At 62.4% G+C, this 20,526-nt stretch carries 22 protein-coding genes; 7 read left to right on the top strand and 15 right to left on the bottom strand.

The features are described from left to right. The first annotated feature begins 319 nt into the window (after positions 1-319). From AC07UR_RS32975 to ubiG, 3 genes are all read left to right on the top strand, one after another. Complete coding sequence (locus AC07UR_RS32975) at positions 320-1,048, top strand: class I SAM-dependent methyltransferase (RefSeq protein ID WP_209793118.1); 729 nt, start codon at positions 320-322, stop codon at positions 1,046-1,048. A gap of 335 nt (positions 1,049-1,383) precedes the next feature. Continuing rightward, positions 1,384-1,932 (top strand): dihydrofolate reductase family protein, encoded by a 549-nt coding sequence (locus tag AC07UR_RS32970; RefSeq protein ID WP_209793119.1) that lies wholly within the window; start codon positions 1,384-1,386, stop codon positions 1,930-1,932. Positions 1,933-2,070: 138 nt separating this feature from the next. Then, positions 2,071-2,817 (top strand): bifunctional 2-polyprenyl-6-hydroxyphenol methylase/3-demethylubiquinol 3-O-methyltransferase UbiG, encoded by a 747-nt coding sequence (gene ubiG, locus AC07UR_RS32965; RefSeq protein ID WP_209793121.1) that lies wholly within the window; start codon positions 2,071-2,073, stop codon positions 2,815-2,817. An 89-nt stretch (positions 2,818-2,906) separates the two neighbouring features. Here ubiG and AC07UR_RS32960 read toward each other — a convergent pair whose 3' ends face one another. The 5 genes from AC07UR_RS32960 to AC07UR_RS32940 form a co-directional block, all read right to left on the bottom strand. Then, a complete protein-coding gene (locus tag AC07UR_RS32960; protein WP_209793124.1) occupies positions 2,907-3,482 on the bottom strand; it encodes a GNAT family N-acetyltransferase in 576 nt (191 codons plus the stop codon). A gap of 128 nt (positions 3,483-3,610) precedes the next feature. Then, on the bottom strand, positions 3,611-4,039 hold the full coding sequence (locus tag AC07UR_RS32955; RefSeq protein WP_173423483.1) for a DUF1178 family protein: 429 nt from the start codon (positions 4,037-4,039) through the stop codon (positions 3,611-3,613). Then, positions 4,036-4,893, bottom strand: a complete 858-nt coding sequence (locus AC07UR_RS32950) for a carbon-nitrogen hydrolase family protein (RefSeq protein WP_209793126.1) — start codon at positions 4,891-4,893, stop codon at positions 4,036-4,038. Before AC07UR_RS32950 ends, AC07UR_RS32955 begins: the two co-directional genes overlap by 4 nt. A 115-nt stretch (positions 4,894-5,008) precedes the next feature. Next, a complete protein-coding gene (grxC, locus tag AC07UR_RS32945; protein WP_173423485.1) occupies positions 5,009-5,266 on the bottom strand; it encodes a glutaredoxin 3 in 258 nt (85 codons plus the stop codon). 47 nt (positions 5,267-5,313) lie between these two features. Then, a complete protein-coding gene (locus AC07UR_RS32940) occupies positions 5,314-6,090 on the bottom strand; it encodes a ComF family protein (protein ID WP_209793128.1) in 777 nt (258 codons plus the stop codon). 173 nt (positions 6,091-6,263) lie between these two features. Between AC07UR_RS32940 and AC07UR_RS32935 the strand changes: the two genes are divergently transcribed. Then, positions 6,264-7,142, top strand: coding sequence for a methyltransferase domain-containing protein (locus AC07UR_RS32935; RefSeq protein ID WP_173423795.1), 879 nt, complete (start codon positions 6,264-6,266; stop codon positions 7,140-7,142). Positions 7,143-7,161: 19 nt separating this feature from the next. Here AC07UR_RS32935 and AC07UR_RS32930 read toward each other — a convergent pair whose 3' ends face one another. The 6 genes from AC07UR_RS32930 to AC07UR_RS32905 all read right to left on the bottom strand — a co-directional run bounded on the left by AC07UR_RS32930 (position 7,162) and on the right by AC07UR_RS32905 (position 11,469). Beyond that, on the bottom strand, positions 7,162-7,335 hold the full coding sequence (locus tag AC07UR_RS32930) for a Flp family type IVb pilin (protein WP_173423487.1): 174 nt from the start codon (positions 7,333-7,335) through the stop codon (positions 7,162-7,164). Positions 7,336-7,409: 74 nt separating this feature from the next. Continuing rightward, positions 7,410-7,730, bottom strand: a complete 321-nt coding sequence (locus AC07UR_RS32925) for a hypothetical protein (RefSeq protein WP_077500981.1) — start codon at positions 7,728-7,730, stop codon at positions 7,410-7,412. Positions 7,731-7,911: 181 nt separating this feature from the next. Further along, positions 7,912-8,325: an 8-oxo-dGTP diphosphatase MutT gene (gene mutT / locus AC07UR_RS32920; protein ID WP_173423488.1), complete on the bottom strand. Its 414-nt coding sequence runs from the start codon at positions 8,323-8,325 to the stop codon at positions 7,912-7,914. 3 nt (positions 8,326-8,328) lie between these two features. Next, positions 8,329-9,147, bottom strand: coding sequence for a GNAT family N-acetyltransferase (locus AC07UR_RS32915; protein ID WP_173423489.1), 819 nt, complete (start codon positions 9,145-9,147; stop codon positions 8,329-8,331). A gap of 89 nt (positions 9,148-9,236) precedes the next feature. Next, positions 9,237-10,478: a bifunctional glutamate N-acetyltransferase/amino-acid acetyltransferase ArgJ gene (argJ, locus tag AC07UR_RS32910; protein WP_209793129.1), complete on the bottom strand. Its 1,242-nt coding sequence runs from the start codon at positions 10,476-10,478 to the stop codon at positions 9,237-9,239. 133 nt (positions 10,479-10,611) lie between these two features. Then, entirely contained in the window at positions 10,612-11,469 is an 858-nt protein-coding gene (locus tag AC07UR_RS32905) for a peptidylprolyl isomerase (protein ID WP_173423491.1), read from the bottom strand. Between the two features lie 245 nt (positions 11,470-11,714). Here AC07UR_RS32905 and secA point away from each other — a divergent pair, with 245 nt between their 5' ends. The 3 genes from secA (at position 11,715) to AC07UR_RS32890 (ending at position 17,382) form a co-directional block, all read left to right on the top strand. Further along, on the top strand, positions 11,715-14,429 hold the full coding sequence (gene secA, locus AC07UR_RS32900) for a preprotein translocase subunit SecA (protein ID WP_209793131.1): 2,715 nt from the start codon (positions 11,715-11,717) through the stop codon (positions 14,427-14,429). 287 nt (positions 14,430-14,716) lie between these two features. Next, positions 14,717-16,111, top strand: a complete 1,395-nt coding sequence (locus AC07UR_RS32895; protein WP_209793133.1) for a lipopolysaccharide biosynthesis protein — start codon at positions 14,717-14,719, stop codon at positions 16,109-16,111. Continuing rightward, positions 16,108-17,382 carry a GNAT family N-acetyltransferase gene (locus AC07UR_RS32890; protein WP_209793135.1) on the top strand — a complete coding sequence of 425 codons (1,275 nt, stop codon included), beginning with the start codon at positions 16,108-16,110 and terminating at the stop codon, positions 17,380-17,382. The genes AC07UR_RS32895 and AC07UR_RS32890 overlap by 4 nt, the downstream gene beginning before the upstream one ends. 9 nt (positions 17,383-17,391) lie before the next feature. On the opposite strand, the gene AC07UR_RS32885 is transcribed toward AC07UR_RS32890, so the two are convergent. From AC07UR_RS32885 to AC07UR_RS32870, 4 genes are all read right to left on the bottom strand, one after another. After that, on the bottom strand, positions 17,392-19,038 hold the full coding sequence (locus AC07UR_RS32885; protein WP_209793137.1) for an AMP-binding protein: 1,647 nt from the start codon (positions 19,036-19,038) through the stop codon (positions 17,392-17,394). Between the two features lie 134 nt (positions 19,039-19,172). Next, positions 19,173-19,760 (bottom strand): TetR/AcrR family transcriptional regulator, encoded by a 588-nt coding sequence (locus AC07UR_RS32880; protein ID WP_209793140.1) that lies wholly within the window; start codon positions 19,758-19,760, stop codon positions 19,173-19,175. 6 nt (positions 19,761-19,766) lie between these two features. Next, complete coding sequence (locus tag AC07UR_RS32875) at positions 19,767-20,075, bottom strand: DUF3817 domain-containing protein (RefSeq protein WP_234942082.1); 309 nt, start codon at positions 20,073-20,075, stop codon at positions 19,767-19,769. 8 nt (positions 20,076-20,083) lie between these two features. After that, positions 20,084-20,521 (bottom strand): CopD family protein, encoded by a 438-nt coding sequence (locus AC07UR_RS32870; protein WP_209793142.1) that lies wholly within the window; start codon positions 20,519-20,521, stop codon positions 20,084-20,086. Positions 20,522-20,526: the final 5 nt, after the last annotated feature.

The raw sequence follows: 20,526 nt of genomic DNA, 5'->3' as shown, positions 1-20,526 counted from the left end.
GCGGACGATGGTTCGGCGCGACTATGGCACAGCGTTATATCCGTTGGAATATCTCGATTGATACCCTCGCCCCGGCGTTAAGCTCTTTGCGGCAGATGCGAACCTTGACTGGATTGCCGGATCGGGCGATATCGGGCCCATGTGCGAACATGACGTCCATATCGTTGCGCGTTCGGCCGGCATCCCAACAGGCGGGATGCGGGGGCGATAGAGCACGCTGACGAAAGAGCGTTCGCGCACCTGCAACCTCGCCGGAAACGGACGGGGTTCTTCATTTGACGGGTGCGCCGTCCATCGGCATTTTTTGATGGAGAATGAAATGGCACAGAATATCTACGACAAACCGGAATTTTTCGAAGGCTACAGCCAGCTCGGTCGATCCGTGCATGGTCTGGAGGGCGCCGCCGAATGGCCGGCGATCCGCGCCGCCCTGCCGGATCTGGCGGGCAAGCGCGTGGTCGATCTCGGCTGTGGCTTCGGCTGGTTCTCGCGCTTCGCCGGCGAGCAGGGGGCCGATCGCGTTCTCGGCCTCGACCTGTCGGAAAATATGATTGCCCGCGCCCGGCGCGACACGTCCGATCCGGCAATTGAATACGGCATCGCCGATCTCGACCAACTGGCGCTCGAGGCCGGCGCCTTTGACGTCGCCTATAGCTCGCTCGCCTTCCACTATGTCGAGGATTTCGACCGGCTGGTCCGGGCGATCCACGATGCGCTGATCCCCGGGTCCCACCTGGTCTTCACCATCGAACACCCGATCTACATGGCATCGCTGAACCCTGGCTGGCAGGTCGGCGAAGACGGGCAGAAGCGCTGGCCGGTGGATCACTATTCCGTCGAGGGTCGGCGCACGACGGACTGGCTGGCCAAGGGCGTGATCAAATACCACCGCACGATCGGCACCACGCTTAACGCCCTGGTGCGCGGCGGTTTTTCCATCCGTCACGTCGAGGAGTGGCACCCGAGGCCAGCCCAGATCGACGCCAATCCAGCTCTTGCAGAAGAGATGGAACGGCCGATGATCCTGATCGTCGACGCGCAGAGATAGGACAGATTGAAGCTCGGGCTGGACCGCCCGGGCTTCGTCCCACCCCGTCGCGCACGTCATCCGGGATGGCCGCTTTCAGATCTGTCCGGCCGTGCGATCACGCAACCGATTTCCAGCAAGCGTTGCGAAGGCTGCGGGGGCGACGGTTTCGATCGCCCAAAATCTGCTTCCCGCGCACTTTGCTTCCCTGCCAGCCGATACATGAAAGGCCCGTCGACGGCGGGCGATATCCGATACAATAACAAAACCACTTGCAAAATTGAACCAGTATTGCGAGGATTAATTATCGGCAAATGGTCCGCAACCGGCGGCGAGCGAAAACGGGAGCAATGACAATGCGCAAGGTCATCATGTGGGACATGGTCAGTGTCGATGGTTTCTTCGAGGCCCCGGGCCATGACATCAGCTGGTTCGTCTTCGAGGACGAGCTCGCCGCCTACATCGGTGAGACCCAGCGTGAAGGCGATACGCTGCTGTTCGGCCGAGTGACCTACGAAATGATGGCATCCTATTGGCCAGCGGCCGAGGGCGATATCGCCACCTTCATGAACGGTGTCGAGAAATACGTCTTCTCCCGTTCATTGACGCGTGCCGATTGGCACAACACCACGTTGGTTTCCGGCGATGCCGTCGCCGAAGTCGAACGCCTGAAGGCGCTGGACGGCGGCACCATCTTCATCTTCGGCAGCGCGGATTTTGCCGCGGGGCTGGTGGAAAGAGGCCTCGTCGACGAGTATCGCCTCGGCATCAACCCGGTGTTGCTTGGCGGCGGCGTCCCGCTCTTCAAATCCCTGCCAAAGCGCACCACTCTAAAGCTCACCCACGCGCGGCCGCTCAAGTCCGGTGTCGTCATCCTGCATTACCAACCGCAGCCGGAGGCTTGACCGAACGCTTGTCGGCTGGGGTGCCATCGACAGAACCCGCTGTAGCTGCCTTGGATGCGCTGTTGTGGCCGCGGCCCGCCTCTTGACATCCCTGCCCGATCGTCCGACTTCATCAGACAGAATGAAGGAGACGGCAGCATGAGCGAGACAGCGCGCACGACGATCGACCAGAGCGAGGTAGACCGCTTTTCGGCCATGGCCGCCGAATGGTGGGACCCGACGGGGAAGTTCCGGCCGCTGCACAAGTTCAACCCGGTCCGCCTCGCCTATATCCGCGACCGGGTTTCCGAGCATTTCGGCCGTGACCCGAAGAGCCCGCAGCCACTGAAAGGCTTGCGCCTGCTCGATATCGGCTGCGGCGGCGGGCTGCTGTCGGAGCCGATGGCCCGCATGGGGGCTGACGTCGTCGGCGCCGATGCGTCGGAAAAGAATATCGGCATCGCCAAGACCCATGCGGCCGGCAGCGGCGTTGCCGTCGATTATCGTGCGGTAACGGCTGAAGCGCTTGCCGAAGCGGGCGAAAGCTTCGACATCGTTCTCAACATGGAAGTGGTCGAGCACGTCGCCGATGTCGACTTCTTCATGAGCACCTGCGCCCATATGGTTCGCCCGGGTGGCCTGATGTTCGTCGCCACCATCAACCGCACGATGAAGGCGGCGGCGCTGGCGATCTTCGCCGCCGAAAACGTGCTGCGCTGGCTGCCGCGCGGCACCCATCAATATGAAAAGCTGGTGCGCCCCGAGGAGCTGGAAAAGCCGCTTGTCGCAAGCGGTCTGGAACTGACCGAACGCACCGGCGTGTTCTTCAACCCGCTCTCCAACCAGTGGAACCTGTCGAAGGACATGGACGTCAACTACATGATCGTCGCCAAGCGCCCACTTTGACGGCAAACCGGCCGAGCCTGCGGGATATGGACTGAACATTTGAAACCCTCCGGCGATGTCTGTCGCCGGAGGGTTTTGCATTTTGACCCCTAGTTGCCTCGGGCAGCCTTTGGCCGCGCGTTCCATTCGTGCTGCAGCAGGGCGTAGATGTACTCGTCGCCCCAGGAGCCGTTGAACAGGTCGTTCTGGATAAGATGCGCCTCACGGCGCATGCCGAGACGCTCGACGACGCCGACAGAGCCGGTATTGAGCGGATCGAGCCGCGCGAAAATCCGGTGAAAATTGAGGAGGGAGAAACCGAGATCGAGTGCCGCCCGCATCGCTTCGGTCGCATAGCCCTTGCCGGCAAACGCCGGGTTGAAGATGTAGCCGGTTTCTGCCTGCCGCGCCGCCTTGCTCGCAAGCTTCAACAGCACTTCGCCAACGAGCGCGCCATCCTCCCGTCGCTCCACGGCAAAGACCGCGACATCCCCATCCTCATCGAGGCGCGGGTCGCGCGCCTTCGCAAATTTGGTGCGTGCGCCGTCCTCGTCCAGCGGATCGGCATAGAGATAGCGATAAACATCCGGTAGCCGGTGATAGGCATGGAACCCATCGAAGTCCTCAGGCGCAAAATGCCGGATCGTCAGGCGGTCGGTGGAAATACGAAGGTCAGCAAGATCCATTGCTCTCAAAATCCCGGATTGCAAAGATCCGGAAATGGGAACCAACAATCTGTTTTTAAAGAGCGTTTTCGGATTTTATGAAACGACAGGCAAAACGGCTGGCGTGGGGAACGATGCCGCGCCGGCGGTCAGTTGACCTCGTCGGGCAATACCGGCAGCGGCGCGATCGCGATGCCTTCTTCGAGAAGTGCGACGGCCTCTTCCACCGTCGCCTGGCCGATGAGACCGCGTTCGTCCGCCTCACCATAGTGGATCTTGCGCGCCTCCTCGGGAAAGCGGTCGCCGACATCCTCGGCATTGTCACGCACCGCTTTGACGAGTTCGCGGATCTTGGCGACGGTTTCCTTCTGCGCCTGATCCATGACCAGCGCCCGCGTCGCTTCCTTCTTGCGGGCGGTTGCGACCGAAGGTGCCATCAGTTGCTTGGCAACCGATGTGGAATTGCAGGTGGGGCAGGAAACGAGCTTGCGCTCCATCTGGCCATCAAAATCGTCACTCGACGAGAACCAGCCCTCGAAAGCGTGGCCCTGATCGCAGGAAAGCGTATAGCGGATCAAGCGGCAACGCCTCCCTTGCCGGTCGGCAGGACCTGATCCAGCGCAAAGCTGCGGGCATTCCTGAGGTTCGGGATCTTGGCGCGGGCCGCATGCACGGCGGCAACATCGATATCGGCCAACACGATCCCCTCGCCGGCAGCACCGGCTGCGGCCAGCACCTTGCCCCAAGGGTCGACGATCATCGAATGGCCGAAGGTCTCGCGCCCGTCCTCATGCACGCCGCCTTGGGCTGCGGCAATGACGAAGAAGCCGTTCTCGATGGCGCGGGCGCGCAGCAGGATCTCCCAATGCGCTTCGCCGGTCTGGCGGGTAAAGGCCGCCGGCACCGACATCACCTCGGCGCCTGCGACCGCCTGCTGGCGGAACAGTTCCGGGAAGCGGACGTCGTAGCAGATGGCAAAGCCGAGCTTGCCGAAATCGAGGTCCGCCAAACGCGCCGTCGCGCCCGGCGTGTAGGCCGCGCTTTCGCGCCAGCTCTCGCCATTGTCGAGATCGACGTCGAACATGTGGATCTTGTCGTAGTCGCAGATCTTGGAGCCATCCGGGCCGAACAGGAACCCGCGATTGGCGATCTTGCCGTCGGCAAGGGCGATGGCGGTCGACCCCACATGCAGATGAATGCCGAGTTCACGCGCAAGGGCCGCCGCTTCGCGCACGATGATGTCGTTGGCCTCGTCCCGCAGCACGGCCCGTAAGCCGGCGCGATCGCGCTGCAGCGCTCCGGTCATTTCCGGCGTCTGGACATAGGTCGCGCCATGACCTGCCGCCTCGCGCACCAGCCGTGCCATCGTCTCGGCATTTCTTGCCGGATCGACGCCGGAACACATCTGGATGGCGGCAGCCTTGAAGGTCATGGCAGTCGGGCTCCTGCGAGCATTCCCGGGAAAGTCCGAAACGGCTTTCCATCAGGGAATTCTTGAAGATACGGCAATGGAGCGTTTCTGTCGCTCCATTCAGGGCGGAGAAGGTCTAGGCGGCCAGCATCTCGTCGAGCTTTCCAGCTCGTTCCAGCGCATGCAGATCGTCGCAACCGCCGACATGGATGTCGTTGATGAAGATCTGCGGGAATGTGGTGCCGCCATGCGATTTCTCGATCATCTTCTGGCGCACCTGCGGATCGTAAGTCGCATCGTGTTCGAGGAACGAGACGCCCTTGGTTTCCAGAAGCTTTTTGGCAGCCGAGCAATAGCCGCAGAACTGACGCGTATAAATAACGATCGAAGCCATGTTTCCTAACCGCTCCTTCACCGGCAACGATGCCGGACTTTCATTTGTCATATAAGACCGGACATGGCTCTTGCAAAGGTTAAAACCGTGACGTGTCCGGCCCCCGCCCGCTTCAGCGCGCGAGCCGCGGCCGAGACGGTGGCGCCAGTCGTATATACATCGTCGACGAGGACGATGCGTTTTCCGATGAGACCTTGCCTGCCGCTTTCGGCAACGGCAAAGGCGCCGCGAACATTGTCCTCGCGTGCCTTGGCGCCAAGCCCGACCTGTTTGGTCGTGCGCCTGATGCGGCGAAGCGTTGACGACAGGTAGGGGCGGCCTGACAGCGCTGCCACGGCGCGGGCAAGCTCCGCCGCCTGGTTGTATTTGCGCCCCCAGAGCCGGAAGGCATGCAACGGAACCGGGATGATGGCATCGGCGGAAGCGACCGCGCCATCGCTTGCCCGGACCATCCATTCCGCCATCATTGGCGCGAGATCGGTCCGGTCACGATACTTCAATCCATGCACGAGATCGCGTGCGATGCCGTCGTGGATGGCAACGGAGCGCAGACGGTCGAAGACCGGCGGATCGGCGATCGCCTCGGGCGATACCGTTCCCTCCCCATGATCATGGGCAAACGGCAGGCCGAGGATTTCGCAATAGGGCCGCTCGATCAGTTGGAGTGTCGACCAGCAGGGCGCACAGACGGCCCGGTGGCGGCCCATCAGCCGGCCACAGCCGCAACAGACGGGAGGATAGACGAGGTCGATGAGATCGTTGCCGACCTGTCGCAGAAGGGCGAGGCCACCCGCCAGTCCAAATTGCCGCTCTTCCCGGTTCATATGGTTGACTTTACCGTCGCGTGGGTTTCTTTGCAGGACGCTGGAAAACGCTGCAGCGCCACGCGCCATTTCGGATGCGCTGATGTCGCCGCAGCACTTTGAATTTCGGCATGATTTCTCTTTTGAATCGGTTCCGATCCGGGGAGGCCATCATGCTGCCGGAGCAGAGTACCGTGGAAATCATCTTTGACCAGAGCCTCGTCGAGGCGCACCGCCGCCGGGCACTCAACAATGCCGACCCGAAAGCAGCCTTCCTCCTCGATATCGTCGCACAGGAACTGGCCGACCGCGTTAGCGTGGTCGAGCGCCAGTTCGACAAGGCGATGGAGCTGCACGGCTACACCGGCGCAACCGCACTCCGACTTCTGGAAACCGGCAAGGTCGGAACGGTCGAGCGGGTGGAAACGGATGCCGGTTTCGGCACCGCTGCCATGCCGGTTGCGATTGCGCCGCTCGAGCGCGTCCCCGCAGAGCCCGAGACGCTCAATCTTCTCGTCTCTCCGCTTTCCCTCCACCTGACCAACGACACGCCCGGCGCCTTCATTCAGGCGCGCCGGGCACTGAAGCCCGATGGGCTGTTCCTGGCGGCGATCCCCGGCAATGGAACGCTGAACGAGTTGCGCGAGGCGTTGCTTGCGGCAGAAGCCGAGCTGACCGGTGGCGCAAGTCCACGCGTCATTCCCTTTGCCGACGTTCGCGACATGGGCGCATTGCTGCAGCGGGCCGGCTTTGCCCTGCCGGTGGCAGACGCGGAAACCTATACGGTGCGTTATGATTCGCTCTTCGCGCTTATCAGGGATTTGCGGGCGATGGGCATGACCAGCCCGCTGGCAGCCCGCAGCCGGACACCCGTTTCCCGACGCTTTTTCCTGAGAGCCGCGGAAATCTACGCGGAACGCTTTTCCGACCCGGACGGTCGCATCCGTGCAACCTTCTCGGTCGTCTATCTCTCAGGCTGGGCGCCGCACGAAAGCCAGCAGAAACCGCTGAAACCGGGTTCTGCGAAACAACGGTTGTCGGAGGCGTTGGGGACAAAGGAACGACCGGTCTGAAAACCGGATGTTCGGGTCGTCAGTTCCGCGAATCCAGGAACGTCGTTGTCAGCAGATTGAAAAGAGACAGCAGCGCGTCTCGTAGTTGCTCCAGGCCGAGAATCAGGCTGAGGCAAATCAGGCCCGCGATAAGTCCGTACTCAACCGCAGTGGCCGCATTTTTATCGCGAATAAGGCGCTTCAACGTGTTCATAGGTACCCAGCCCCGTTGGAACTCGCCTCCCGACCGGCAGACACGCAAGGAACCAGTCCGACGCGCCGCCCAGATCAGCAGCCACTCTTGCTGCCGTCGGCATCGATGATGCAGACAGCCCCCGGCATTTCCTGCAGCACGCTGCGGCGCACGGTATAGCGCTTGGTGGTGCCGTTCGAGGGAATAGAGCCGGTCGAAATATTGTCGTAGTCCATCGGCGTGTTCGCGAGCATGCGCTTGTCCGCCTTCGAAGACAGCATCGGGGTCAGGATAAGCGTCAGCGCAATCACGGCTGTTCCAAACAGCAGCGACAGATTGAGCACACCCGTCCGGCGGGACTGGCTCGTCACCATGTCCTTCTCCTGAACCGTCCTCCAGAAATCGTCGTCAACCATCCCAGCCTCACAAACGCATAAGGTGCGGCGAACGGGAGCATCCTTCCCAAGCTTCGTCCTGCCACATTGCCCGAAACCGATACGCCGTTCGCTGAACGCCACGTACCGAAACTGAATTGCAGCTATCTTTGCGGGAGGGAGATAAACGATCGATTAATAATCGGCCGGTTTTTGGGTAGGTTCAGAGCAAATCCATCAGAAATGGGATGAGCGGCTCGTCGGCAGGAGGCATAGGATAGTCGCGCAGGGCCTTGGAACGCACCCATTTGATCGCCTGGCCTTCCCGGCCGATCGCCACACCTTCATAGCGACGGCAGACATACAGCGGCATGAGCAGGTGGAAATCGTCATAGGTGTGGCTGGCGAAGGTCAGCGGCGCAAGGCAGGCGACCTTGGTCTGGATGCCGAGCTCTTCATCCAGTTCGCGGATCAGCGTTTCCTCCGGCGTCTCGCCGGGCTCAACCTTGCCACCGGGAAACTCCCACAGGCCGGCCAGCGACTTGCCTTCAGGACGCTGTGCGAGAAGGATCCGGCCATCGGAATCGACCAATGCGCAGGCGGCGACGAGAACGATCTTCTTTCCGGTGGCATCCATGCGTCAGGCCTTCGGCGTACGGTAGAGATAGTTGTAGACGTCCGAAAAGCCCGCACTGCGATAAAGCGCCAGCGCTGCCTCGTTGTCTGCCTCGACCTGCAGCCAGGCCTTCTTGGCGCCGCGCAGGCGGGCCCAGCGCAGCGACACGTCGAGCATGGCCTTGCCCAGCCCCTGCCTGCGGAAATGCTCATCGACCGCAAACAGCATGATACCGGCGAGATCATTGTCCTGGACGACCAGCGAAACCGCGGTGGGGCCGCTCTCCACATCCTCGAACAGGAACAGACCGCTTTCCGGCTTGATGGCGTTGATGATCTCGGCAAGTGCGGCCTTGGTCTTGGGGTCGTCCTTGCCGATGCGGATGCGCGCGTCGACGAAGCGGCCGACATCCTTGATCGGCAGATGGTCGATACCTTCGCCGAAATCACGCTCGGCAATGTCAGCCATCATCACGGTGCTGTGGGAAAAGGCAGTCCAGCCTTCGCCGTCCATGTGGGCGATCAGTTGCGGCGGCGTCAACGGCGTCTGGCGCACGGTCAGCGGCCGCCCGTAATCGGCAAAGCGCCTGGCGGCCTTTTCCAGCCGAACCGGGATGTCGCGGTAATCCGAGGGATCGAGCGGGTTGACCGAATTAAGACGCTTGGAATCGTGACCGGCGTTCAGCCGGATCAGCCAGCTGCCGTCATAGTGGACCGACGCTGCCGGCCAGGCGCGAAAACCGACGGCCTCAAGCCGTCGCACGCTCGGAAGATCAACCATCCGCTTGTCCTTGCCTCCAGCCGCGGCATCGCCTGTGCCGGGCTGTGTCTCGTTCGATGTCATCTGCTTACCCCCAACCGGCCAAACCCGGATACCGTCAATGCGAGCGCTTTCGGAGCCGCAGGCCCCGACAAGACCGCTTCACGAAGGCATCAGCTTCTGTAGTCGCCGTTGATCTCGACATATTCCTTGGTGAGGTCACAGGTAAAGACCGTCGCGCGCCCGGAACCAAGGCCGATTTCGACGCGGATCGGGATGTCCTGCGCCTTCATGACCGCCGTTGCGGCCGCTTCCGAATAGGTCGGATCGCGCTCGCCCTCGACGGCGACGCGCACATCGCCGAACCAGATCGCCAAGCGGTCGCGCTCGGCCATTTCGCCTGATTTGCCGACGGCCATGACGACGCGTCCCCAATTGGCGTCCTCGCCGGCGACCGCCGTCTTGACCAGCGGTGAATTGGCGATCGAAAGCGCGATCCGCTTGGCAGCCGCATCGTTCTCGGCACCTTCCACCGTGACGGCAACCATCTTGCGAGCGCCCTCGCCGTCGCGAACGACCTGGAGTGCCAGATCGCGCAGCAGGTCGTTGAGCGCCGCACGGAAAGCGTCGAGCTTCGCGTCGGTCGCGTCCGTCACCTTCTGCTGGCCGTCGACAGCGGCAGCACCGGTCGCAAACAGCATCAGCGTATCGGACGTCGAGGTGTCGCTGTCGACCGTGACCGAATTGAACGTCGGGCCGACGCCGGCCGAAAGCAGCGCCTGAAGTGCTGCCGGAGCGATGTCCGCGTCGGTGACGACGAAGGAGAGCATGGTCGCCATGTCCGGCGCGATCATGCCGGCACCCTTGGCGATACCGTTGATCGTGACCTTGACGCCACCGATCTCGGCGCTGCGGGTGGCGACCTTCGGATAGGTGTCCGTCGTCATGATCGCCTTGGCGGCCTCGAACCAGAACGCTTCCGTGCCGGCAGCGGCGAGATCGTCGAGCACGCCAGAAAATTTCGTCGCGTCCAACGGTTCACCGATCACGCCGGTCGAAGCCAGGAACACCTCGCTCTCGGCACAACCGACGGCTTTCGCTGCCGATTTTGCCGTCAGCTCCGTCGCTTCCCGGCCCTTCTTGCCCGTGAAGGCATTCGCGTTGCCGGAATTGACGACCACCGCGCGTGCAACACCGCCGCCCAGGTTCTGGCGGCAGAAATCGACAGGCGCCGACGGGCACTTGGAGCGCGTGAACACGCCGGCAACGGCAGCAGGCTCGTCGAAAACCATCATCAGCACGTCGGTACGGTTCTTGTACTTGATGCCGGCCGCGGCCGTTGCCATGCGAACGCCGCGCAGGGCGGGCATGTCGACAAAAGTTTTTGGAGCAAGCGGAGAGACGGAACCGGACATGGGAAACCTGCCTGAAGAACGTGGGATCAAGGTGAAGTTGCGACAAATGCCCGAACGGCCTTCAGCCGTCGGGCATCGACAAGAAACGTTGATCGACGGCCCCTGCCCTTGGACGGGCCCGTCAGTCGAGAGATTACTTGGCTTCCTGCGCCTTGTTGGCCTCGTCATAGGCCTTCTTCAGAGCCGGATCGGAAATCTCGACACCGGTATCCTTCTTGGCAGCAGCAAGCAGCTCAACGTATTTGTCGCGCATGACAAGCTGACGAACCTGCGGTTCGACCTGCTCCAGCGTCGGCGGAGCCTGCGGGCGCTTGTCTTCGACCAGGATGACGTGGAAGCCGAACTGCGTCTTCACCGGCGTCTTGGTGTAGGCGCCCTTGTCGAGCGTGAACACGACGGCTTCGAATTCAGGAACCATCCGGCCCTTGGTGAAATAGCCGAGGTCGCCGCCGTCGTCCTTGTTCGGGTCGGAAGACTTGGCCTTGGCCAGCTCGACGAAGCTCTTGCCGGCGTCGAGTTCCTTGATGATTTCCTTGGCTTCTTCCTCGGTCTTGACGAGGATATGGCGTGCCTTGACTTCTTCCTGGACCGGAACGGCCGCGATTTCCTTGTCGTAGCGCGCCTTCACCTCTTCCTTGGTGATGGCATCGACGACGTGCTTCTTGAAGAAGGCATTGTGCAGTTCGCGTTCGGTCAGGTAGGCGACACGCTGCTTGAACGTCGCGTCGTCCTGAAGGCCTTCCGCCTCTGCGGTCTTCGACAGAAGCTTGACGTCGATGACGGCCGACAGCGCGGCTGCGCGCTTCTGCTCTTCCGGCATCTGCTGGAGCTGAGGGTCGAGACCGCCAAGGGCGAGATTGAGCTCGGACTGGCGCACTTCTTCGCCACCGACCGTGGCGATGACCGGGTCCGCATCTTCGGCGCGCGCGACACCATGAACGGCGATCGCCGCAACCAGGGCCGCAGCGGCCAGGGTCTTCAACTTCGACATGCTCGTAACCTTTCACCTTTGGCCATCAACGCGATTGCGTCGGCCTCGTGGCGGCTGAACACCACCAGAATGTGGCGGTTCTGTAGCCGTCCGGCCACGCAAGTGCGTTGACATAATTCGACCCCCCTCTTATCTGTCACGCAACCTCGCGTCCAGAACAGTTTCCGGGCGTTTCACGGCATTGCGCGGTTTTGGACAGTGCGGCCAGTGGAACCCAAGGCAACAAAAAAGAAAGGACCATTCATATGGTCAGTCTCGGCGGCCTAGCCCGCAAGTTGTTTGGCTCCTCCAACGATCGCCGCGTGCGTGGCTACAAGGCGAGGGTCGATGCCATCAACGCTCTTGAAGCCGACATGAAGGCTTTGTCGGATGAGGCACTCGCCGCCAAGACCGTGGAATTCCGCAAGGAATTCGCAGACGGCAAGACGCTGGACGACCTTCTGGTGCCGGCTTTCGCGGTTGCCCGGGAAGCCGCCCGCCGCGTGCTTGGCCTGCGCCCCTTCGACGTCCAGCTGATCGGCGGCATGATCCTGCATGAGCGCGCCATCGCCGAAATGAAGACCGGCGAAGGCAAGACGCTCGTCGCGACCCTGCCGGTCTACCTCAACGCGCTCGCCAGCAAGGGCGTGCACGTCGTCACCGTCAACGACTACCTGGCACAGCGCGACGCCGCCACCATGAACCGCATCTACAGCTTCCTCGGGCTGACGACCGGCGTCATCGTTCATGGCCTGACGGATGACCAGCGCAAGGCCGCCTATGGCTGCGACATCACCTACGCGACCAACAACGAGCTCGGCTTCGACTATCTGCGCGACAACATGAAGTATGAGCGCGCGCAGATGGTTCAGCGCGGCCACTTCTTCGCCATCGTCGACGAAGTCGACTCGATCCTCGTCGACGAAGCGCGCACGCCGCTGATCATCTCCGGCCCGCTCGACGATCGCTCGGACCTCTACAACACGATCAACGAGTTCATTCCGATGCTTTCGCCGGAAGACTACGAGATCGACGAAAAGCAACGCTCGGCCAACTTCTCCGAAGAAGGCACCGAGAAGCTCGAAAACCTTCTGAGACAGGCAGACCTGCTCAAGGGTGAATCGCTCTACGACATCGAGAACGTCGCGATCGTCCACCACGTCAACAACGCGCTCAAGGCCCACAAGCTGTTCCAGCGCGACAAGGACTACATCGTACGCAACGGCGAGATCGTCATCATCGACGAATTCACCGGCCGCATGATGCCGGGGCGCCGCTATTCCGAAGGCCAGCACCAGGCGCTCGAAGCCAAGGAAAAGGTGCAGATCCAGCCCGAGAACCAGACGCTCGCCTCGATCACCTTCCAGAACTATTTCCGCATGTATTCCAAGCTCGGCGGCATGACCGGCACGGCTTCCACCGAAGCGGAAGAATTCGGCAACATCTACGGCCTGGAAGTCATCGAGGTCCCGACCAACCTGCCGATCAAGCGTATCGACGAGGACGACGAAGTCTATCGGACGCAGGGCGAAAAGCTGAAAGCCATCATCGACGAGATCAAGTCGGCGCACGAGCGCGGCCAGCCGATGCTGGTCGGCACGACGTCGATCGAAAAGTCCGAACAGCTTGCCGACCTCCTGAAGAAGTCGGGCTTCGACAACTTCCAGGTGCTGAACGCGCGTTACCACGAGCAGGAAGCCTTCATCGTGGCCCAGGCCGGCGTTCCCGGTGCCGTCACGATCGCCACCAACATGGCCGGCCGCGGTACCGACATTCAGCTCGGCGGCAACGTCGACATGCGCATCCAGCAGGAACTCTCGGAAGTCGAGCCCGGCCCTGAGCGCGACCAACGCGAACAGGCGATCCGTGCCGAGGTGCAGCAACTGAAGGAAAGGGCGCTTGCCGCCGGCGGACTTTACGTCCTCGCCACCGAACGTCACGAAAGCCGCCGTATCGACAACCAGCTGCGCGGCCGTTCCGGCCGTCAGGGTGACCCGGGCCGGTCCAAGTTCTACCTGTCGCTCCAGGACGACCTGATGCGCATCTTCGGCTCCGACCGCATGGACGGCATGCTGCAGAAGCTCGGCCTGAAGGAAGGCGAGTCGATCATCCACCCCTGGATCAACAAGGCGCTCGAGCGCGCGCAGAAGAAGGTCGAAGCCCGCAACTTCGATATCCGCAAGAACCTTCTGAAATACGACGACGTGCTCAACGACCAGCGCAAAGTGATCTTCGAGCAGCGCATCGAGCTGATGGATGCCGTCAGCGTCACCGAAACCGTGACCGACATGCGCACCGAGGTCATCGAGGACATCGTGTCCAAGCGCATCCCTGAGCGCGCCTATGCCGAGCAGTGGGACGTCGCCGGCCTCAAGGCCGACGTGCAGCAGTACCTCAACCTCGACCTGCCGATCGTCGAATGGGCCGCCGAGGAAGGCATCGACGAGGCCGATATTCTCGAGCGCGTCACGACAGCCACCGAAAAGGCCGTTGCCGACCGTGCCGAGCGTTTCGGACCGGAGATCATGCAGTATGTCGAGCGCTCGGTGATCCTGCAGACACTCGACCATCTCTGGCGCGAACACATCGTCAACCTCGACCACCTGCGTTCGGTCATCGGTTTCCGTGGTTATGCGCAGCGCGATCCGTTGCAGGAATACAAGTCCGAAGCCTTCGAGCTGTTTCAGGCGCTGCTCGGCAACCTGCGCCAGGCAGTGACGGCCCAGCTGATGCGCGTCGAACTGGTGCGAGAGGCGGCCGAAGCACCGCAGCCGGTTCCGCCGATGATGGAAGGTCACCATATCGACCCGCTGACCGGCGAAGACGATTTTGGCGGCGGCTCCGGTTCGCTGCTGGCCGTCGCTCCGGAAAAACGCAACCCGGCCGATCCGTCGACCTGGGGCAAGGTCTCGCGCAACGAGGCCTGCCCATGCGGCTCCGGCAAGAAGTACAAGCACTGCCACGGAATTTACGAAGCCTGATCTGAAAATGCCGCCTCCGGGCGGCATTTTTGTTTGCGAGGCGTGAAAGGCGAACACCGCCTCGCCTCCCGACGTCCAGTGGCGGGGCCGAACGATCTGGCGTTGGCCGGTTGCGATCCAAAGAGCGTCTTTTCGGCACCGGACGGGGTCCATCCGCTCGGCTCCCTCCCCAAGGCAAACCCGCCGACTGAACCGTTTGTTAACGCTGATCTGGCACAACCAAACCCTGTATTGCGTAATCTCAGGGTGTTCTCGTGTTCATGGCGGTGTGTCAAACAGCCGGACGAATGCTGCCGTCAGCGCTTCGTCACCGCTTGTCTCCGCTGGGGGGCATGCTGGTCGCCGCCCTGACCGAACCCGACCCGAGAAACACGGCACGGCGCATGGCGCTGGTCGCCTTCGCCATCCGCATCCTCAGCGCCGCAATCGCCTTCCTGTCCCAGATCATTCTCGCGCGCCTGATGGGCGAGTTCGAGTACGGCATCTTCGTCTTCGTCTGGGTGCTGGTGATCCTGTTCGGTAACCTGTCCTGCGTCGGCTTCCATTCGGCCGTGATCCGTTTCCTGCCGGAATACCAGGCAACAGCGGCGCTGGACGAAATTCGCGGCCTGACGACCACCGCGCGCATCTTTGCCCTCGTGTCGGCAAGCACGCTCGCACTCGTCGGGTTTGCGGGCCTGTGGCTGTTTGCGGAACGGATCGAGGGTTACTACCTCGTGCCGCTTTATCTCGGCCTGTTCATTCTGCCGATGATCGCGCTCGGCGACGTGATGGACGGCACCGCCCGCGCCCATGGTTGGCCGCTTTCAGCCATGAGCCCCACCTTCATCATCCGCCCTCTGCTGGTGCTCGCCTTCATGGTGCTGGCAACGACGATGGGCGCGCCGCACACGGCGCGCACCGCCATGGCCGCAGCCATGGCCGCCGTCTATGCGACGACCATCAGCCAGTTCCTCGTACTCACCTGGCGGTTGCGTTCGCGCTACGTCAAAGGACCGCTGCGCATCGAAATGGGACGCTGGCTCACGGTCGCGGTGCCGATCTTCCTGATCGACGGCTTCGGATTCCTGCTGACCAATTCCGACGTCGTTATTGTCGGCTTCTACCTGAAGCCGGACGATGTCGCCGTCTACTTCGCCGCCGCCAAGACGATGGCGCTGGTTCACTTCGTCATGTTCTCCGTCAAGGCGGCAGCAGGTCCACGGATTGCCGGAGCCATGGCCGCAAAAGACCGCAGGCAATTGGCCGAGATCGCCATCGAAAGCGCCCGCTGGGCGTTCTGGCCGTCGCTGGTGCTCGGTGCAGTCGTCCTGGCGGCCGGCCCGATCCTGCTCTCGCTGTTCGGTCCGGCCTTCGTCGGCGGCTGGCCTTTGATGGCGATCCTGTTTGCCGGCATCATGGCCAAGGCCTTCATCGGGCCCGCCGAAATCCTGCTGACGATGGCCGGCCAGCAGACGCTGTGCGTGATCCTGTACGCCGGCGCTCTGGTGGCAAACCTCGCGCTTAACTTGAGCCTCATTCCTCTTTTCGGATTGATTGGTGCTGCATTTGCAACCGCCGGTGCTATGTTCGTCGAGGCAATGCTGCTTCATTTCGCCGTAAGGCGCACCTTCGGCTTCGCGCTGTTCGCTTTCGCAAGCGGGCGTTCGAACCATGACAACAACGGGGCGATCCATCCATGATCGGCAATACCAATCTTCCCGGTGACGCAGACGACAGAGCTGCCCGCATCCTTGGCGGGCTGGCACCGATGGGCCATTCGCATCCCCAGGCGGAGCACATGCTTGCGGTCGGACGCCCCGGACGGCATCTCGCTATCTACCCGGCCAAGGCCGGCTATGAATTGCAGGGCGAACTCGACTTCCTGTCGAACCGGGCGCTTGAGCCAAACGTCTTCTTCACCGGCCGTTTCCTGGCGCCGGCGATGCCCAGGCTCGAGGAACGCGTCATCCGGCTCGCCATCATCAGGGACAACAACGAGCGCCGCAGCCGCATGCGTTTCCTGATGCCATTTTCGATCGAGAAGCCCGGCTTTTCGATCGGCGCACCGATTATCCGCGCCTGGTCCAATCCCTTCGGCCCGCTTGGCGTGCCGCTGCTCGATGCCGAGGATGCGGCCGAAACAATCGACAACCTGCTTGAAGCCCTGACCAATCCGTCGGCAAGCCTTCCTCCGGTTCTGGTGCTGCCGGATGTGCGCCTCAAGGGCAAGTTCGCGCAACTGGCGCGTGCTGTCGCCATCGGCCGAAACCTGCCGCTGACAGTGACTGACATGTTCAGCCGGCCGATGCTCGAAAGCCTGCTCGATGGCCCGACCTATCTGAAAAAGGCGATCAGCCCGGCGCATTTCCGAGAATTGCGGCGCCAATGGAACCAGCTGGAAAAGCGCGGGAAACTCGCCTATTCCGTCGCGCGCCAGCCGAGCGAGATCCGCATTCGCATGGAAGAGTTCCTTGCGCTGGAAGCGTCCGGCTGGAAGGGCCGTGAACGCAGCGCCATGGTGCTCGACCGCTTCCGCGCGGCCTTCGCGCGCGAGGCAATCACCAACCTCGCCGAAGCCGACAGCGTTCGTATCCACACACTCGACCTCGACGGCAAGGCCATTGCCTCCATGGTCGTTTTCCTGATGTCGGGCGAAGCCTATACGTGGAAGACGGCCTACAATGAGCAATACGCGAAGTTCTCGCCGGGCAAGCTGCTTTTGGCGGAACTGACCGAATGGCACCTCGACGACGCCAACATCGCCCGTTCGGATTCCTGCGCCGTTCCCGACCACCCGATCATGAGCCGGTTCTGGCAACAGCGGGAAGAAATGGGCACGCTCGTCATCGGCCTGCAGCAGACCCGCGACCGCGACGTTCGCCAGGTCGCAGCCCAGTTGCACCTCTATCGCAACACCCGCAACATGGCGCGGATGCTGCGGGAAAAGATCAAGGCGCTCGCCGGCCGTTGACCGGCGTCCTCAGATGGGCGCGTGCGGCGGCTCCGCCGCCGCCTGCTCGCGCAGGAACCGCCTGATAACCTTGCCCGATGTCGTCAGCGGCATGCTGTCGACGAACGCGATCTCCCGCGGATATTCATGCATCGACAGACGCGTCTTCACCCAGTCGCGGATCGATTGTGCGGTTTCTTCGTCGCCAGCCACGCCGGGCCTCAGGACGACATAGGCCTTGACGATTTCCGTGCGCAACGCGTCCGGCTTTCCGACGGCCGCGGCAAGCTGGACGTCCGGATGTCCGGCAAGGCAGTCCTCAATCTCTCCAGGACCGATGCGGTAGCCTGATGAGGTGATCACGTCGTCATCGCGCCCGAAGAAAGTAAAGTAGCCCTCGCCATCCATCACGCCCTGGTCGCCGGTCGTCATCCAGTCGCCGATAAACTTTGCGTCCGTCGCCCTCTCGTTCTTCCAGTACCCGAGAAACATCACGGGATCCGGTCTGCGGATCGCCACCTGGCCGATAGTTCCGGCCGGCAATTCCTGGCCGTCACCGTCGATGATCGCCACCCGGTGGCCTGGAGCCGCCTTGCCCATCGAGCCCGGCTTGACCACGCCGAGATCGGCGGCCGACGAAATGACGATGTTGCACTCCGTCTGGCCGTAGAACTCGCTGACCTCGAGGCCGAGGGCGGCCTTGGCCCATTCGAAGGTTTCCCGCCCGAGCGCCTCGCCGGCCGAACCGATGGTTCTGAGATTGAGACGGTACCGCTCGCGCGGCCTGTCGATCGCCTTCATCAGCCGCAGCGCCGTCGGCGGAATGAAGGCATTGCGCACGTCCATCTCTTCCAGAATCCGGAAGGCGGTATGCGGGTCGAATTTCTGCGCCGGCGACGAAACCACGGGAACGCCGAGCAGCAACGAGGGCAGGAGCGCGTTCAGCAAGCCGCCAGCCCAGGCCCAGTCGGCGGGCGTCCACATCCGGTCATCAGGCTGCGGCAGGAAATGGTGGTGAAACTGGAACCCCGGAAGATGGCCGAGCAGTACCCGATGGCCATGTAGCGCGCCCTTGGGCGGCCCTGTCGTTCCCGAAGTGTAGATCATCAGTGCTGCATCGTCGGGCGTGGTGTCGGCGGCGACGAAGCCGTCGGCGCCCCCTGAGGCAAGCTCAGTGAAGTCGAGCGTCCCTGGCCGGGGCTCGGCACCGCTCAACACGACCAGCCGCAGCCCCGGCAACCGCCCGCGGATGGCGGCGACGCGCTCATGGCCGAAGGCATTGGTGACGATCGCAGCGGCACCGGCGTCATGCAGACGGTATTCCAGCGCCTCGACCCCGAACAAAAGGGCGAGCGGCAGGGCAATCGCACCGAGCTTGTAGATGGCGGCATGCGCAATGGCGGCCTCGAACCCCTGCGGCAGCAGGATCGCCACGCGGTCCCCCGGCTTGATCCCCTGGCGCTCAAGCCCGCGCGCGAAGGCGGAGGATTGCCGCGAGAAAGCGCCGTAGGTCAGTGTGCGATGATCGCCGTCCGGGTTGAAATGCTGAAGACAGATGCGCTCCGGCTCACGCGCGGCCCAGGCATCGCTGACGGCGACACCGATGTTGAACTTCTTGGGGATCTGCCACTCAAACGCGCGGTAGAGTTCGTCGTAATTTTCGATTGTCGGTAACATGGCCCCGCCGCGACAGACTTCTGCTGCACTGCACCTAACATCTTCGTCGGCCTCAGTTCAATCGTCAGCGCGACGCGGGCTATCTACCGACAGGCACGAGCTTCCTCTTTCGTCGCCTCCACGCATTCCTCACGTCAGCGCGGCGGCTCCTCGGCGAGAAGCGTTCTGACGTGACCGAGAATACGCCTGAAACCATCGACCCCGCCCCCACCCCGGGAGATCAGCACCGCACCTTGCCAAGCAGCCGTCACGATCGCTGCTCGCGACGCCGCCTGCGCCGGCGACCAACCCACTTCGACGAGATTGCGCGCCAGCAATCTTTCGATATCACCAAGCAACGCCGCCGCCAGTTCGCGCATAGCCACGGTTGTGGCAACGGGATCGACCATCGTCTGCCCCACCGGGCAACCGATGATTTCCCCTTGCGCTGCATAGAACGTCTCGATGCGGAAAAACACCCGCTCGATCCGCTGCAACGGCATCAGTTCGGGCGCTTCGAAGATCGGCAGCGTCTCCTTTCGGAAATGCGCCACAGCCTGCTCGAACAGCGCTTCGAACAACGCGGCCTTGCTCGGAAAATGGTGAGTGATCTTGCCGAGCGAGATCCCGAGCGCGGCGGTGATCTCGGAAAAGGAGGAGGCGGCATAACCACGAACGAAAACCAGCCGCCCAGCGGCATCGAGGATTTCTTCGCGCGTTTTCAGCCCCTTGTCGTAGCCCATGATGCCCTAGCTCGCAGAAGCGATCGATCGACGGAAGAACCAGAAGGTGCCGCCCGGCACGAAGCTGAACAGCATCGCCTTGAAGGCCCAACCGCGCGGCTTATCGCCTAAGGACAGTTCGTTGATGACGGCCCAGATATAGGTGAGGAAGGCAAGGCCATGCAAAGGCCCCAGGAAGCGCGTCACCTCGCCGTAGCCGAGGCCCTGCTTCAGCGGCACGCCGACGAAGACGAGGAGCAGCAAGGTCGTGCCCTCTGCGATCGCTGCGATACGCAGCAGACGGGAGATCTGTCGGTTGGTTTGGTGTTCGGACATGTCGATTCCTATTTGATGACGGCAATGGAAACGATGGCGGCGGTAAGCATCAGGCCTGCGAGTTGCAGCGCACGGATGCGGATTGCGGAGACGGTTTCTCGGCGCAGAGAAGCGACCGTTGCGGCTATGGCGCCGTGAAGCGCCATCATCGCAACGACGAAGACAAGCTTGACCTGAAACCAGCCCTCGCCAAGCAACTCAGGTCCGCGCAGGAAGAATAGCGTTGCGCCCAGCAGAAGGGTCGCCAGCATCGCCGGATTGACGACCAGCCGCAGGCAGCGTTGCTCCACGGCGCTGAGCAGATCGGCGTTACCCTGCTGCGCCAGCACCTGCCGATGGCTGGCGAGTTGGACGACCAGCAGACACTGGCCGCCGAGCCAGACGACCACCGAGACGACATGCGCCGCCTTGACCCAGAGATAATAGGGAAAAATCAGATCGAGCATCGTCA

The sequence above is a fragment of the Ensifer sp. GW821-FHT05G01 genome, from assembly GCF_059419585.1.
Note: the sequence above shows the minus strand (reverse complement) of the source record. Positions and strands in the feature narration are given on the sequence as shown.